A 13,764-nucleotide genomic window follows, 5' to 3' on the forward strand; every position below is an offset into this window, starting at 1 on the left:
TGCACGCAGGTGGAGAACCGGCGGCACGGCCATGTCCGGAGCGGGCTGTTCTGCCCACAGGTGGGCTTCGGCACCCCGGACGCTTGATTGTTAGCGCTCACAACAGCGTGATACAAGAGGCGCTAAGGTTTTTCTCGTATCGATACACAGCCGCAAGCAGGGAGAAGGGAGGCAAACGTGGCGCATCCCGCGGAAGACGTCCGCCCGCCGACGATGGCCGACGTCGCACGAGAGGCGGGGGTCTCCCACCAGACCGTCTCCCGGGTGCTGAGCGGTCACCCCAACGTGCGCGCGGCCACCCGGGAGACGGTCACCATCGCCATCGAGCGCCTTGGCTACCGCCGCAACTCCGCCGCACGCGCCCTGGTGACGCGCCGTACGAGGACGCTGGGCGTCATCGCCGTCAACACCGCCCTGTACGGCCCTGCCAGCACCCTCACCGGCCTGGAGGAGGCCGCCCGGGAGGAGGGCTACCTCGTCTCGACCGTCAATCTGCGCTCGGGCGGGGGGCAGGGACTCAAGGACGCCATCGACCACCTCGCGGCCTGGGGCGTGGAGGGTGTCGTCGCCATCACCCCGCAGCGCTCGCACGTGCAGGCGCTCGCCGAGCTGGAGGCGCCCTTCCCCGTGGTCACCGTGGAAGGGGGGCATCAGCTCGACCTGCCCGGCGTCTCCCTCGACCAGGAGCTCGGCGCCCGCATGGTCACGGAACACCTCCTCGCCGCCGGACACAGCACCGTCTGGCACGTGGCGGGACCCGAGGACTGGCTGGAGAGCGAGGCCCGTACCGCGGGCTGGCGCGCCGTCCTGGAGGAGAACGGCGTCGAGCCTCCCCGCGTACTGACGGGGGACTGGAGCCCGCTGTCCGGGTACCGGGCGGGACAGGAACTCGCGGGGCTCGTCCTGGCCCGCCGCGGGGCGACACCCGTCACGGCCGTCTTCGTCGCCAACGACCAGATGGCGCTGGGCGTCCTGCGGGCGCTGCGCGAGGGCGGCATCCGCACCCCCGCCCAGATGGCCGTCGCCGGCTTTGACGACATCCCGGAGGCCGAGTACTTCCCGCCGCCCCTGACGACGGTCCGGCAGGACTTCGCCGCCATCGGGCGCCGCAGCATCGGGCTCCTGGTGGACCACATCGAGGGCCGCGCCCGGAAGGCCCAGCACCTCCTGGTGGAACCGCAGCTCATCATGCGCGCGAGCACGCGCCCGGCGCACGAGGGCTGACGGGGCGGGCGGCTCTCGCCGCCGCCACCCCCACCGCGCGGTGATCGTCACCGCCTCACCACCGGCGCCGCCGCCTCGCGGCCACCGCCACGTTGCGGCCGCCGCCACCGCCTCGCTGTCGGCGACCGGGCTCACCTCGAATGGGCCGCGGCGCCGACGGCCACTTCGGCCTGCAGGTGAGCGCTCACTTCCGAAGCCTCACTTCCTGCCGAATGTGGGACAGAACTGCAAAGACCCCTTGTCCAACTCAATTGTGAGCGTTAACAATCAGGATGCTTCTCCGACCCGCCCATGACGAGAGAGACCGCATCGTGACCACACATGCCCTTGCCGACCCCGCAGCCCGCCACCACCCCGAGGCCTGCACCATCGGAGTCGACTTCGGCACCCTCTCCGGGCGCGCCGTCGTGGTCCGGGTCCGGGACGGCGCCGAACTCGGGTCGTCGGTCCTCGAGTACCGCCACGCGGTCATCGAGGACCGCCTCCCCACCACCGGCGCCCCACTGCCGCCCGACTGGGCCCTCCAGCACCCCGAGGACTGGCGCGACGTCCTCCGTACCGCCGTACCCGCGGCGCTCGCCGACGCCGGAGTCGATCCGGACCACGTCATCGGCATCGCCACCGACTTCACCGCCTGTACGGTCCTTCCGACCACCCCGGACGGCACCCCGCTCGCCCTGACGCCCGAGTGGGCCGACCGCCCGCACGCCTGGCCCAAGCTGTGGAAGCATCACGCGGCCCAGGAGCAGGCGGACCGCATCAACGCCCTCGCCCACGCCCACGGCGAGAAGTGGATCGCACGGTACGGCGGCAAGATCTCCGCCGAGTGGCAGTACGCCAAGGCCCTCCAGGTCCTCGAAGAGGACCCGGCCGTCTACGCCGCCTGCGCCCGCTGGATCGAGGCGGCCGACTGGATCGTCTGGCAGCTGACCGGCACCGAGTCCCGCAACACCTGCACCGCCGGCTACAAGGGCATCCACCAGGACGGCGCCTACCCGTCGCCCGCCTTCCTCGCGCGGCTCCACCCGGAGTTCGCCGACTTCCCCGCCACGCGCCTGGAGCACCCGCTGGCCCCCCTGGGCTCCCGAGCCGGCGGACTGAGCGCCCGGGCCGCCCGCTGGACCGGCCTCCCCGAGGGCATCGCCGTCGCCGTCGGCAACGTCGACGCCCACGTGGCCGCGCCCGCGGCGGGCGCCGTCGAGAACGGCCGGATGCTCGCCATCATGGGCACCTCCACCTGCCACGTCCTCAACGCGGCGGCCCTCGCCGAAGTCCCCGGCATCTGCGGGGTCGTCGACGGGGGCATCGTCGAGGGCGCCTACGGCTACGAGGCAGGCCAGAGCGCGGTCGGCGACATCTTCGCCTGGTGGCTCCGTCAGGGCGTCCCGGACCACTACCGCGCCGAGGCGGAGGCATCGGGCGAGGACCTGCACCGGCTCCTGACCCGCAAGGCCGCCGACCAGCCGGTCGGCGCGCACGGTCTGATCGCCCTGGACTGGATGAACGGCAACCGTTCCCCCCTGGTCGACCACCACCTCTCCGGAGTCATCGCGGGCCTCACCCTCGACACCCGCCCCGAAGACATCTACCGGGCCCTGCTCGAATCCACCGCGTACGGCACCCGGTTGATCGTCGAGACCTTCGAGGCCGGCGGCATCCCCGTCGAGGAGTTCATCGTCACCGGGGGTCTGAAGAAGAACGCGCTGCTCATGCAGATCTACGCCGACGTGCTCCGCCGCCCCGTCTCTCTCGGGACCTCCGAACAGGGGCCGGCGCTCGGCTCGGCCATCCACGCCGCCGTCGCCGCGGGCGCCTACCCCGACGTCCGCTCCGCCGCCTCCGCCATGGGGAGCGTCCAGCGCCACATGTACCTGCCCGACCCCGCGCGAGCGGACGCCTACGACGAGCTCTTCGGCGAGTACCGCACCCTCCACGAGCACTTCGGCACCGGTCCGGACCTCCTCCTGCACCGCCTGCGACGGATGCGCAACACCGCACGCGCCACCGCCACCACCCTCACCCACTGAACGGGCCGCAGCCTCGCCTCCGCCTCCATGGGCCCGATCCCTCCGACCCCGTACCCCCGAGGAGCACACCCGACATGACGCTCGCCCAGCCCGACCGCGAGATCTGGTTTCTCACCGGCAGCCAGTCCCTTTACGGCGAGGACACCCTGGCCCAGGTCGCCGAGCAGTCCCGCGCCATCCGCGACACCCTCGCCGACCAGCCCCGGATGACCGTCCGCCTCGTGTGGAAGCCGGTCCTCACCGACGCGGCCGCCATCCGAGCGATCTGCCTGGAGGCCAACGCCGACGATCGCTGCATCGGCCTGATCGCCTGGATGCACACCTTCTCCCCGGCCAAGATGTGGATCGCAGGCCTCGACGCCCTGAGCAAGCCCCTGCTCCACCTGCACACCCAGTCCAACAGCCGACTGCCCTGGTCCACCATCGACATGGACTTCATGAACCTGAACCAGGCCGCCCACGGCGACCGCGAGTTCGGCTTCGTGCAGACCCGTCTCGGTGTCCCGCGCAAGACCGTGGCCGGCCATGTCTCCCACCCCGAGGTCGTCGACCGCATCGCCGGATGGGCCCGCGCCGCCGTCGGTCGAGCCGAACTCACCACCCTCAAACTCGCCCGGTTCGGCGACAACATGCGCGACGTCGCCGTCACCGAAGGCGACAAGGTCGAGGCCCAGCTGCGGTTCGGGGTCTCGGTCAACACCTACGGCGTCAACGACCTCGTCGCCGCCGTCGACGCCGCCCCCGACGACACCGTCACCGCCCTCGTCGAGGAGTACGAGGACCTCTACGCCCTCGCGCCCGAGCTGCGGCCCGGGGGCGAGCGCCACGACTCCCTGCGCTACGCCGCCCGCATCGAAGCCGGTCTGCGTACCTTCCTCACGGAAGGCGGGTTCCGCGCCTTCACCACCAACTTCGAGGACCTCGGCGGCCTGCGCCAGCTGCCCGGCCTCGCCGTGCAGCGCCTGATGGCGGACGGCTACGGCTTCGGCGGCGAAGGGGACTGGAAGACCTCCACGCTGCTGCGCACCCTCAAGGCGATGGGCCACGGGCTGCCCGGCGGCACCTCCTTCATGGAGGACTACACCTACGACCTGACACCCGGCCAGGAGCTCATTCTCGGCGCCCACATGCTGGAGGTGTGCCCCTCCCTCACGACGGCCACCCCCGCCTGCGAGATCCACCCGCTGGGCATCGGCGGACGCGAGGACCCGGTCCGCCTCGTCTTCGACGCGGACCCCGGCGCGGCCGTCGTCGTCGGTCTCGCCGACATGGGCGACCGGTTCCGCCTCGTCGCCAACCACATCGACGTCGTCGCCGCGCCCGAGCCGCTCCCCCTGCTCCCCGTCGCCCGTGCCGTCTGGCGGCCCCGCCCGGACCTCCGTACGTCCACCGAGGCCTGGCTGACGGCCGGAGCACCGCACCACACGGTCCTGACCACCGCCCTCGGCGGCGAGGAGCTCGAAGACCTCGCCGAGATGCTGCGGACCGAACTCGCCGTCATCGACGAAGACACCACCGTCCGGCGCTTCACGCGCGAGCTGCGCTGGAACCAGGCGTACCACCGTCTGGCCCAGAGCCTGTGAACACCTCGGCAGCCACCGCAACCGACTCCACCAGGACGGAGCCCTCCGTGAGCACCACCGTTCCCGAGGAACTGCGCCGAGAGGTGCTGGAGGCCAACCTCCGTATCCCACGAGCCGGGCTCGCCACCCTCACCTGGGGCAACGTGAGCGGTGTCGACCGGGAGGCCGGCGTCTTCGTCATCAAGCCCTCGGGGGTGGACTACGACGTCCTGAGGGAGGAGGACCTCGTCGTCGTCTCCCTGTCCGACGGGAGCGTCGTCGACGGCCGTCTGCGCCCGTCCACCGACACGGAGACGCACCGCAGTCTCTACCTGGCCTTCCCGTCCATCGGAGGCGTGACCCACACGCACTCCACCCACGCCGTCGCCTTCGCCCAGGCCCGGCGCCCCATACCGGTCCTCGGCACGACGCACGCCGACACCTTCAACGGCCCCGTCCCCGTCACCGCGGCCCTCACCCCCGAGCAGTGCGCCACGGACTACGAGTACAACACCGGCCAGGTCATCGTGGACCTGCTGGGCCGTGACGACACCCGCGCCAGGGAAGTCCCCGGAGCCCTCGTCGCCCACCACGGCCCGTTCACCTGGGGCGTGGACGCCACCACGTCCCTGGAACACGCGATCATCTGCGAGGCGGTGGCCGAGATGGCGCTCCACACCATCGCCCTGGGCACCGTCGAACCTCCGCAGCACCTCCTGGACCGTCACTTCACCCGCAAGCACGGCCCGGACGCCTACTACGGCAACCCCGCCTCCGTCTGACACGCCGAAGGGGAGCCAGAATCGTCCTGGCTCCCCTCCGTGGACGGTGCGACGTCAGCTACGGGTCCAGCGCTGGTTGCTGCCGCCCGAGCAGGAGTAGAGCTGGATCAGAGTGCCGTTGGCGGTGCCGTTGGCGGCGGCGTCGAGGCACAGGCCGGACTGGACGCCGACGACGGATCCGTCGGAGTTGAGGCGCCACTTCTGGTTGTCGCCTCCCCAGCAGCTGTAGATCTGGACCTTGGTGCCGTTGCCGGTTCCTGCGGCGTCCAGGCACTTGTCGCCGTAGACCCTGAGCTCACCGGCTGCGGTGTGGGTCCACTGCTGGTTGGTGCGGTTGTTGCAGTCCCACAGCTGGACCTGGGTGCCGTCGGCGGTGCCGGCGCCGGGCACGTCCAGGCAGCGGCCCGAACCGACTCCCTTGACGGGGCCGGAGCCGGGGGAGGGGGTCGGAGTGGGGCCGGGGGAGACGGCGTTGAGTGCGTTGAGGACGGAGGTGTACGCGGGCTTCTTGCTGCCGTCGCCGTTGAACAGCAGCGGCGAGTGCTCCGGCCGCCAGGAGTCGGTGTCGCGCACGCCCCAGACGGTGATGCCGAGGCAGCGCGGGACGGCCAGGCAGTCGTTGGTCACGTTGGCGTAGGTGGTGCCTGAGGCGCCCTGGATGTCGAGTTCGGTGACGGCCACATCGACGCCGAGGGCGGCGAAGCTTTGCAGGGTGGTGCGGAAGTTGCTGTTGTACGGGCTGTCGCTGTTGAAGTGGGACTGGAAGCCCACGCAGTCGATCGGCACGCCGCGCTGCTTGAAGTCCTTGACCATGGCGTACATGGCCTGGGTCTTGGCCCAGGTCCAGTTCTCCACGTTGTAGTCGTTGTAGCAGAGCTTGGCGGCCGGGTCGGCGGCGCGCGCGGCGCGGAAGGCGACCTCGATCCAGTCGTTGCCGGTGCGCTGGAGGTTGGAGTCGCGCCGGGCTCCCGAACTGCCGTCGGCGAAGGCCTCGTTGACGACGTCCCACTGACCGATCTTGCCCTTGTAGTGGGCCATCACGCCGTTGATGTGGTTGGTCATCGCCTGGCGCAGCGCGCTGCCGCTGAGGTTCTGCATCCAGCCGGGCTGCTGGGAGTGCCAGGCCAGGGTGTGGCCGCGTACCTGCTTGCCGTTCTGCACGGCCCAGTTGTAGACGCGGTCGGCGGCAGCGAAGTCGAACCGGCCCTGCTGGGGTTCGGTGGCGTCGATCTTCATCTCGTTCTCGGCCGTCACCGAGTTGAACTCGCGGCCCGCGATCGTCGTGTACGCCGAGTCGTTGAGCCGGCCCGAGGCGATGGCGGTGCCGAAGTACCGGCCGCTCTGCTTCGCCGCGGCGCCGAGTGTGCTCTCGGCTGCGTGCGAGGTGAGGGGCGCCACGAGCACGGTGGCGGAACCGAGGACGCCGACGATCAGGGCCGCGCACAGGCCGCCTGTTTTCCGGCGGACGGTGGACGGGGAATGAGCGCGTGAGCGCATGAAGGAACCTCCAGGATGGAAATCGCGGAAGGAAGTGAAGGCGGCAGAGCGAATCCGCGTCGGTGATGTCTTCGTCGATGAACAAAAGACGCGCGCAGTATCAGGGCGTACCGAAAAGCGGGAGACGCCGCCTCGGGAATAAGTGTGGAAACGCAGCAGAAACAAGTCAAGAGTTTCGAAGCTCTTTCGAAGGCTGCCAGCGTCGAAAGAATTTCGATGCGGCCCACCCTTGAGCTGCGTCTATCGTCGAGTGTCGAGACGAAGGACGCCTTTTCACGGCGAGAGGACCGGGCCTGGAGCCGAGATACGTGGATATGCGAGGTCGAACCACGTGAAAAGGGCCTCGTTGATGGACGGGCGGCCATGGGAAGTGGCATAGAGGCCGATATGCGCGCTGGCGAACAGCGGGGAGAGAAACGTCGCTTCGGCGGTGGTCATTTCCTGCCGGGTGCCGTCGGGCGCCGCGTGGACGAAGGAATGGCCGGAGTCTCGGATACGGACCTGCGGGCGGACAGGGCCAGAGGGCACGCAAACGCCGGCCAGGGTCTCGGGCCCACGGCGGAGGCGGAGCCCTCCGCCGTACGAAGGAACAGGAGGCGGGTGTCGTCGTCGCGGGCGGGCCACGAGCGGCGGGGAGGCGCGCTCGCCAAGGCGTTCGGGGGCGGAGCCGGAGACGGAGCCCGTCGCCGGTGGTCCAGCACCGCGCGTGGGGCGTGCGCAGGGTGCTGCCCCGCCTTCTCCTCCACCGTCATCCGTTGCAGCAGATCGGCGACGCGCTTTGGCGCGGGCGGGAGGGGGTCACGCCAGGGTTCGGTCAAGGGCTTCTCCTAGCGACGGGGCGGGGCGGTGGAGAGCCTGACCTTGAGCTCGGTCGACAGCTCCATCCGGGGGCTGACCAGGGGCTGGCCCTCCAGAAGCTGGAACAGGGTGCGGGCGGCGAGCCGGCCCATCTCCTCCAGCGGCTGACGGACCGTCGTCAGCGGCGGCGACAGCCAGTCGCACATCGGCAGGTCGTCGAAGCCGACCACGCTGAGGTCCTCCGGGACGCTCAACCCGGCCTGCCGTGCGGCCTCGTAGACGCCCATCGCCTGCTGGTCGCTGCCGGCGAAGACGGCCGTCGGCGGGTCGGGTAGGGCGAGCAGTTCCTGGGCGCGCCGGAACCCGCCCTCGTGCTGGAAGTCGCCGAACCGGATCAGGTCGCGGTCGACTTCGACCCCGGCCCGCTCGAGCGCTGCCCGGTACCCGTCGATGCGGGCCTGGCTGCAGAGCATCTCCTTGCGCCCGCCGATCGCGGCGATCCGGCGGTGCCCCAGCTCCAGCAGGTGCTCGGTGGCGGCCAGGCCGCCGGCCCAGTTGGTCGCGCCGATGCTCGGCACGCCGTTGTCCGGCAGGTCGATCGGGTCGATGACGACCAGCGCCACTCCGGCCCGTTCGACCTGGGCGCGCTGGGCCTGGGTGACCGAGGAGGTGACGAGGATGACCCCGTCGCTGTGGTGCAGGACCGGCAGCGCGGTCCAGCTCGACGGTGTGGCCTCGCCCGGCGGGACGAGCGACACGACGGTGCCGACGCTCCGCAGGGCGCACTCGGCCTCGACACCGCGCAGGATCTCCACCGCCCAGGCGCTGTCCAGGCCGCCGAGGATCAGGTCGACAAGGCCCGACCTGCGGGCCCTGCCCTGGCGGCCGGGGGGAAGGTAGTTGCGGGATCGCAACAGGGCCTCGATCCGCTCGCGTGTCGAGGGCGCGACATCGGAGCGGCCGTTGATCACCTTGGACACGGTGGCCTGGGAGACGCCTGCCTCCGCGGCGATGACGGCCAGGGTCGGGCGTTGCTCGCTCAACATCTCTCCTCTGTGCGGACGCCATCGGCCGGTGATGTGTTCCGCAAACGTTTCGAAGAGTTTCGGATCCCGTGACCGGCTTGTCAACCCTGGAAAACGCCACTGTTTCAAGGGAGTTCGGGGAGAGGCCTTGACCGGGAAGCCTCGCGTTCCTAGTTTGTGGCCTCACGGAATTCGAGGAGTTTACGAAAAGTTTTCGGGCCTGAATCGGCATTCCCCACCCCGGAGGTCCCATGGCCAGCATCCCCCCGAGCCGACGACGCTTCCTTGCGCTCTCGGGCCTGACCGCACTGTCCGTCTCGCTGACCGCGGCCTGCGCCGGCGGCGGCTCCGGCGATGGGCCGGCAGCCGACGGCAAGGTGGCGTTCGACTGGTGGAACATCGCCACGACGGAACCGGGCAAGTCCCTCTTCCCGCAGATCGCCTCGGCGTTCATGTCCGCTCACCCGAACATCGAGATCAAGACGACCTCGTTGGAGAACGAGGCGTTCAAGTCCAAGCTGACCGCCACCACTTCGTCCGGCAAGCTCCCTGATGTCTTCCAGACCTGGGGCGGCGGCGTGCTGCAGCAGCAGGTCGACGCGGGGCTCGTCGAGGACCTCACCGACGCGCTCGGCTGGTCGTCCGAGCTCACCCCGGTGTCGCTGCAGGCCTATCAGATCGATGGCCGGACCTACGGAGTCCCGTACGACATCGGCATGGTCGGCTTCTGGTACAACAAGAAGCTCTTCGCCAAGGCCGGGGTCACCGCGCCGCCGGCCACCTGGGCCGAGTTCCTCGACGTCGTCAGGAAGCTCAAGGCGGCCGGCGTCACCCCGATCGCCCTCGCGGGCAAGGAGAAGTGGCCGGGCCACTACTACTGGGCCTACCTCGCGATGCGCGTCGCCGGCCTCCCCGCCCTGCAAGAGGCCGCGACCAGCAAGGACTTCACCGGCCCCGGCTTCGTCCAGGCCGGTGTCCACCTCAAGGAGCTGGTCGACCTCCAGCCGTTCCAGGAGGCCTTCCTCGGCGCCGGCTACGCCACCCCGGGCGGTCAGGCCGCGACCATGGGCAACGGCAAGGCCGCCATGGAGCTGATGGGACAGTGGGCGCCGTCGGTGCAGAAGGACGCCGCCGCCGACCTCGGAGCGGACCTGGGCTTCTTCCCCTTCCCGACGGTCGACGGCGGAGTCGGCACGGCCGGCGAGGTGTTCGGCGGCGGCGGTGGCTTCGCGCTGCGCAAGGGCGCCCCGAAGGAGGCGCTGGACTTCCTGAGGTTCTTCGTCCTGGAGAACGAGTCCAAGCTGCTCGCCTCCAACGGCTACCTGCCGGTGGTCAAGGGCGCGGAGAGTCAGCTGACCGACGCCAACAAGAAGGTGGTGGCGGGCAGTCTGGCCAAGGCGACGGGCTTCCAGCTCTTCCTCGACCAGGCCTATCCGCCGGCGGTCGGCCAGGAGGTCAACGACAGCGTCGCCGACCTCATCGCGGGCAAGAAGACGCCCGAGCAGGTCACCCGGTCGATCACCGAGGCTGCGAAGGGTGCCTAGCTCCGTGGCCACCCCGACCAAGGACCCGGGCAAGGACATGACCAAGGACATGGCCAAGGACCCGGCCGACGAGCGGACGGCGGGCACCGTACCGGCGTGCCCGCCCGCCCCGGCCCGGTCGCTCCTGCACGGGCTGGGCGGCTGGGCGTCGATCGCCTGGTTCCTCGTGCCGGCTCTGGTCCTCTTCCTCGTCTTCGTCCTCGCCCCGATCGTCGTCGCCGTCCGTACCAGCTTCTTCAAATGGGGCGGGGTCGGCCCCATGGCCGACTTCGTCGGCCTCGACAACTACGTCAGGCTCTTCGCCGATCAGGTCTTCCTCGGCGACATGGGCCGCGGGCTCTACCTGATCATCCTGTCGATCACGGTGCAGTTGCCCTTCGCGCTGTTCACCGCGGTCCTGCTCAACCAGAAGCTCCGCGGCCGCGCCGTGTACCGGATGCTGTTCTTCGCCCCGTACATCCTGTCCGAGGTGGTCACGGCGGTCCTCTTCACCATGATCTTCCTCCCCGGCGACGGCATGGCCGACCATCTGGCCGGCGCCCTCGGCCTGGAGGGACTCCAGGGCAAGTGGCTCGCCGACCCCTCGACGGTCATGCCGACCCTGTTCGTGGTCATGACCTGGAAGTACTTCGGCTTCCACATGATGCTCTTCCTCGCCGGGCTGCAGAGCATCCCTCGCGAGGTCCTCGACGCCGCCTCCATCGACGGCGCCGGCGCCTGGCAGCGCTTCCGGTACGTGACGCTGCCGCTGCTCGGCCCGACGATCCGGATCAGCGTCTTCCTTTCGGTCATCGGGGCCATCCAGCTCTTCGACCTCGTCTGGGTCATGACCGCGGGCGGCCCCAACCACTCCTCCGAGACGATGGCGATCTCGATGTTCCAGTTCGGGTTCAAGCGCTACCAGGTCGGCTACGCCAGTGCGATCAGCGTCGTGCTGTTCATGATCAGCCTCGTCTTCTCCCTCTTCTACCAGCGGTACGTGCTCCGCCGTGATCTGAGCGGTGCCGTCACCACGGGAGGTGGCCGATGAACGCCCGCAGGGCCGCACGCGGCCTGTCGCTGCACGCCGTGGTCTGGCTGATCGGCGCGTTCGTCGTCGTACCGCTGATCTACGCGGTGATCTCCGGGTTCAAGAGCACCGGCGAGCTCACGACCAATCCGTTCGGGCTTCCGGAGCACTGGAAGACCGGAAATTACACCGGCATCCTCGGCGACGGCATGTTCTGGCGGCAGATCGCCAACAGCGCCGGCATCGCGATCGGCACGACGGTCTGCACGGTGGTGGCCTCCGCCATGGCGGCGTTCGTCCTTGCGCGCTACGCCTTCCGGGGCCGCGAACTGTTCTACATGCTCTTCACGATCGGGCTGATGTTCCCGTTCGCCGTGGCGGTCCTGCCGCTGTTCCTGCTGCTGCGCGACTTCGACCTGCTCGACAACCCGCTGGGAGTGATCCTCCCGCAGGCCGCCTTCGGGCTCCCCATGACGATCATCATTCTCCGCGGCTTCTTCCGGACCATCCCGGCGGAGATCGAGGAGGCGGCCATCATGGACGGCTGCGGCAAGTTCCGCTTCTTCTGGAAGATCCTGCTGCCGATGGCACGCCCGGCGCTCGGTACGGTCTCGGTGCTGGCGATCGTCGCGAGCTGGAACAACTTCTTCCTGCCGCTGCTGGTGTTCAACGATCCGAAATGGCAGACGATCCCGGTCGGCGTCCAGCAGTTCCAGGGCCAGTACTCGACCGACTACGCGCTCGTCCTCGCCTACATCGTGCTCGCCATGGTCCCCGCCCTGGCCTTCTACGCCGTCGCCGAGCGTCAGTTGATCGGCGGCCTCACCGCGGGCGCCACCAAGGGCTGACCCGCCCAACGTTCCCCCCCACCCGAGGAGACCTCGTGAAACGCCTGACCGCCCTGACGGCCGTCATCATGTTAGCGCTAACAACACAGGCGGTGGCCGACCCCGCGCCACCCGCGGCCGAGCTCGCACGCCCCACAGTCGACTTCCGCACCGCCCTCCAGCCCATCGACGGCTTCGGCTTCTCGATGGCCTTCCAGCGCGCCGACCTGCTGAACGGCGCGCGAGGCCTCGGCCCGGCCAAGCAGCGCGAAGTGCTCGACCTCCTGTTCAGCAAGGAGAAGGGCGCGGGGCTTTCGATCCTGCGCCTGGGCATCGGGTCGTCGACCGACAGGGTCTACGACCACATGCCGACGATCCTGCCGACCGACCCCGGCGGCCCGGACGCCACACCGAACTACGTCTGGGACGGCTGGGACGGCGGTCAGGTCCGGCTCGCCAAGGAGGCCAAGGCCTACGGCGTCAAGCGGTTCTTCGCCGACGCGTGGAGCGCCCCGGCCTTCATGAAGACCAACGGAAGCGAGAACGACGGCGGCGAGCTCCGGCCCGAATGGCGTCAGGCCTACGCGAACTACCTCGTCCAGTACGCAAAGTTCTACCGCCAGGAAGGCATCGGGATCACCGACCTCGGGTTCACCAACGAACCCGACTGGACGGCGACCTACGCCTCCATGCGGTTCACCCCGCAGCAGGCCGTCGACTTCCTCAAGGTGCTCGGGCCGACCGTTCGCGCGTCCGGACTGAAGACCGGGGTGGTCTGCTGCGACGCCGCGGGCTGGGACCGCCAGGTCGCCTACACCCAGGCCATCGAGGCGGACCCCGCGGCCGACAAGGCCGTACGGACCATCACCGGTCACCGCTACAGCGGTCCGACCGACGTCCCGCAGCCGACCGACAAGCGCGTGTGGATGTCGGAATGGTCGCCGGACGGCTCCACCTGGAACGAGAACTGGGACGACGGCAGCGGCTACGACGGTCTCACCGTCGCGGCCGACATCCAGAACACCCTGACCACGGGCAACGCCAACGCCTACGTCTACTGGACCGGCGCGTCCCTCGGGGCGACCCGGGGGCTCATCCAGCTCGCCAACCCCGGCGACGACTACCGGGTGTCCAAGCGGTACTGGGCGCTGGCCGCCTTCAGCCGCTTCATCCGCCCCGGCGCCGTCCGCGTACCGGCCACGAACGCCGACCCGGCCCTCCGGATCACGGCCTTCCGGAACACCGACGGCAGCCGCGTGATCGAGATCCTCAACTCCGCGACCACCGCACGCTCCGCCGCGTTCACCCTGCGCGGAGGGTACGACCGGCACCCCGACGCCTACGTCACCGACGAGACCCGCTCGATCGCCCCGGCCGAGATCGTCTCCACCCACGGCACGACCCTGACGGCCGAGCTCGCCCCCCGCGCGCTCACCACGATCGTCCTCGACTGAACCGCCTACCGCACG

At 69.8% G+C, this 13,764-nt stretch carries 11 protein-coding genes; 8 read left to right on the top strand and 3 right to left on the bottom strand.

From position 1 onward, the window contains the following. Positions 1 to 177: 177 nt before the first annotated feature. From N5875_RS36370 to araD, 4 genes are all read left to right on the top strand, one after another. On the top strand, positions 178 to 1,224 hold the full coding sequence (locus N5875_RS36370; RefSeq protein ID WP_318211701.1) for a LacI family DNA-binding transcriptional regulator: 1,047 nt from the start codon (positions 178 to 180) through the stop codon (positions 1,222 to 1,224). A gap of 311 nt (positions 1,225 to 1,535) precedes the next feature. Then, positions 1,536 to 3,251 carry a ribulokinase gene (gene araB / locus N5875_RS36375; RefSeq protein WP_338498604.1) on the top strand — a complete coding sequence of 572 codons (1,716 nt, stop codon included), beginning with the start codon at positions 1,536 to 1,538 and terminating at the stop codon, positions 3,249 to 3,251. Between the two features lie 74 nt (positions 3,252 to 3,325). Continuing rightward, the gene (gene araA, locus N5875_RS36380) at positions 3,326 to 4,834 is read left to right on the top strand and encodes an L-arabinose isomerase (protein WP_338498606.1); all 1,509 of its coding nucleotides are present in this window, start codon (positions 3,326 to 3,328) and stop codon (positions 4,832 to 4,834) included. 47 nt (positions 4,835 to 4,881) lie between these two features. After that, positions 4,882 to 5,595 carry an L-ribulose-5-phosphate 4-epimerase AraD gene (gene araD / locus N5875_RS36385; RefSeq protein ID WP_318211704.1) on the top strand — a complete coding sequence of 238 codons (714 nt, stop codon included), beginning with the start codon at positions 4,882 to 4,884 and terminating at the stop codon, positions 5,593 to 5,595. A gap of 54 nt (positions 5,596 to 5,649) precedes the next feature. Here araD and N5875_RS36390 read toward each other — a convergent pair whose 3' ends face one another. The 3 genes from N5875_RS36390 to N5875_RS36400 all read right to left on the bottom strand — a co-directional run bounded on the left by N5875_RS36390 (position 5,650) and on the right by N5875_RS36400 (position 8,933). After that, positions 5,650 to 7,092, bottom strand: a complete 1,443-nt coding sequence (locus N5875_RS36390; protein WP_318211705.1) for an endo-1,4-beta-xylanase — start codon at positions 7,090 to 7,092, stop codon at positions 5,650 to 5,652. A gap of 273 nt (positions 7,093 to 7,365) precedes the next feature. Beyond that, the gene (locus tag N5875_RS36395; RefSeq protein WP_338498609.1) at positions 7,366 to 7,530 is read right to left on the bottom strand and encodes a hypothetical protein; all 165 of its coding nucleotides are present in this window, start codon (positions 7,528 to 7,530) and stop codon (positions 7,366 to 7,368) included. Positions 7,531 to 7,919: 389 nt separating this feature from the next. Beyond that, entirely contained in the window at positions 7,920 to 8,933 is a 1,014-nt protein-coding gene (locus tag N5875_RS36400) for a LacI family DNA-binding transcriptional regulator (RefSeq protein ID WP_338499369.1), read from the bottom strand. Positions 8,934 to 9,166: 233 nt separating this feature from the next. Here N5875_RS36400 and N5875_RS36405 point away from each other — a divergent pair, with 233 nt between their 5' ends. The 4 genes from N5875_RS36405 to N5875_RS36420 are packed head-to-tail and all read left to right on the top strand — an operon-like array spanning position 9,167 to position 13,749. Then, the gene (locus N5875_RS36405) at positions 9,167 to 10,459 is read left to right on the top strand and encodes an extracellular solute-binding protein (protein ID WP_338498612.1); all 1,293 of its coding nucleotides are present in this window, start codon (positions 9,167 to 9,169) and stop codon (positions 10,457 to 10,459) included. A 4-nt stretch (positions 10,460 to 10,463) separates the two neighbouring features. Then, the gene (locus N5875_RS36410) at positions 10,464 to 11,489 is read left to right on the top strand and encodes a sugar ABC transporter permease (protein ID WP_338498613.1); all 1,026 of its coding nucleotides are present in this window, start codon (positions 10,464 to 10,466) and stop codon (positions 11,487 to 11,489) included. Beyond that, positions 11,486 to 12,316 carry a carbohydrate ABC transporter permease gene (locus N5875_RS36415; protein WP_318211708.1) on the top strand — a complete coding sequence of 277 codons (831 nt, stop codon included), beginning with the start codon at positions 11,486 to 11,488 and terminating at the stop codon, positions 12,314 to 12,316. Before N5875_RS36410 ends, N5875_RS36415 begins: the two co-directional genes overlap by 4 nt. A 35-nt stretch (positions 12,317 to 12,351) precedes the next feature. Next, on the top strand, positions 12,352 to 13,749 hold the full coding sequence (locus N5875_RS36420; protein ID WP_338498616.1) for a glycoside hydrolase: 1,398 nt from the start codon (positions 12,352 to 12,354) through the stop codon (positions 13,747 to 13,749). Positions 13,750 to 13,764 lie beyond the last annotated feature (15 nt).

It is taken from the genome of Streptomyces sp. SJL17-4, assembly GCF_036826855.1.
Lineage (GTDB): Bacteria > Actinomycetota > Actinomycetes > Streptomycetales > Streptomycetaceae > Streptomyces.

Coding starts and splice junctions, on each gene's coding strand:
- N5875_RS36395 (WP_338498609.1), bottom strand. CDS start 7,530: ATGACCACCGCCGAAGCGACGTTTCTCTCCCCGCTGTTCGCCAGCGCG.
- araA (WP_338498606.1), top strand. CDS start 3,326: ATGACGCTCGCCCAGCCCGACCGCGAGATCTGGTTTCTCACCGGCAGC.
- N5875_RS36390 (WP_318211705.1), bottom strand. CDS start 7,092: ATGCGCTCACGCGCTCATTCCCCGTCCACCGTCCGCCGGAAAACAGGC.
- N5875_RS36405 (WP_338498612.1), top strand. CDS start 9,167: ATGGCCAGCATCCCCCCGAGCCGACGACGCTTCCTTGCGCTCTCGGGC.
- N5875_RS36415 (WP_318211708.1), top strand. CDS start 11,486: ATGAACGCCCGCAGGGCCGCACGCGGCCTGTCGCTGCACGCCGTGGTC.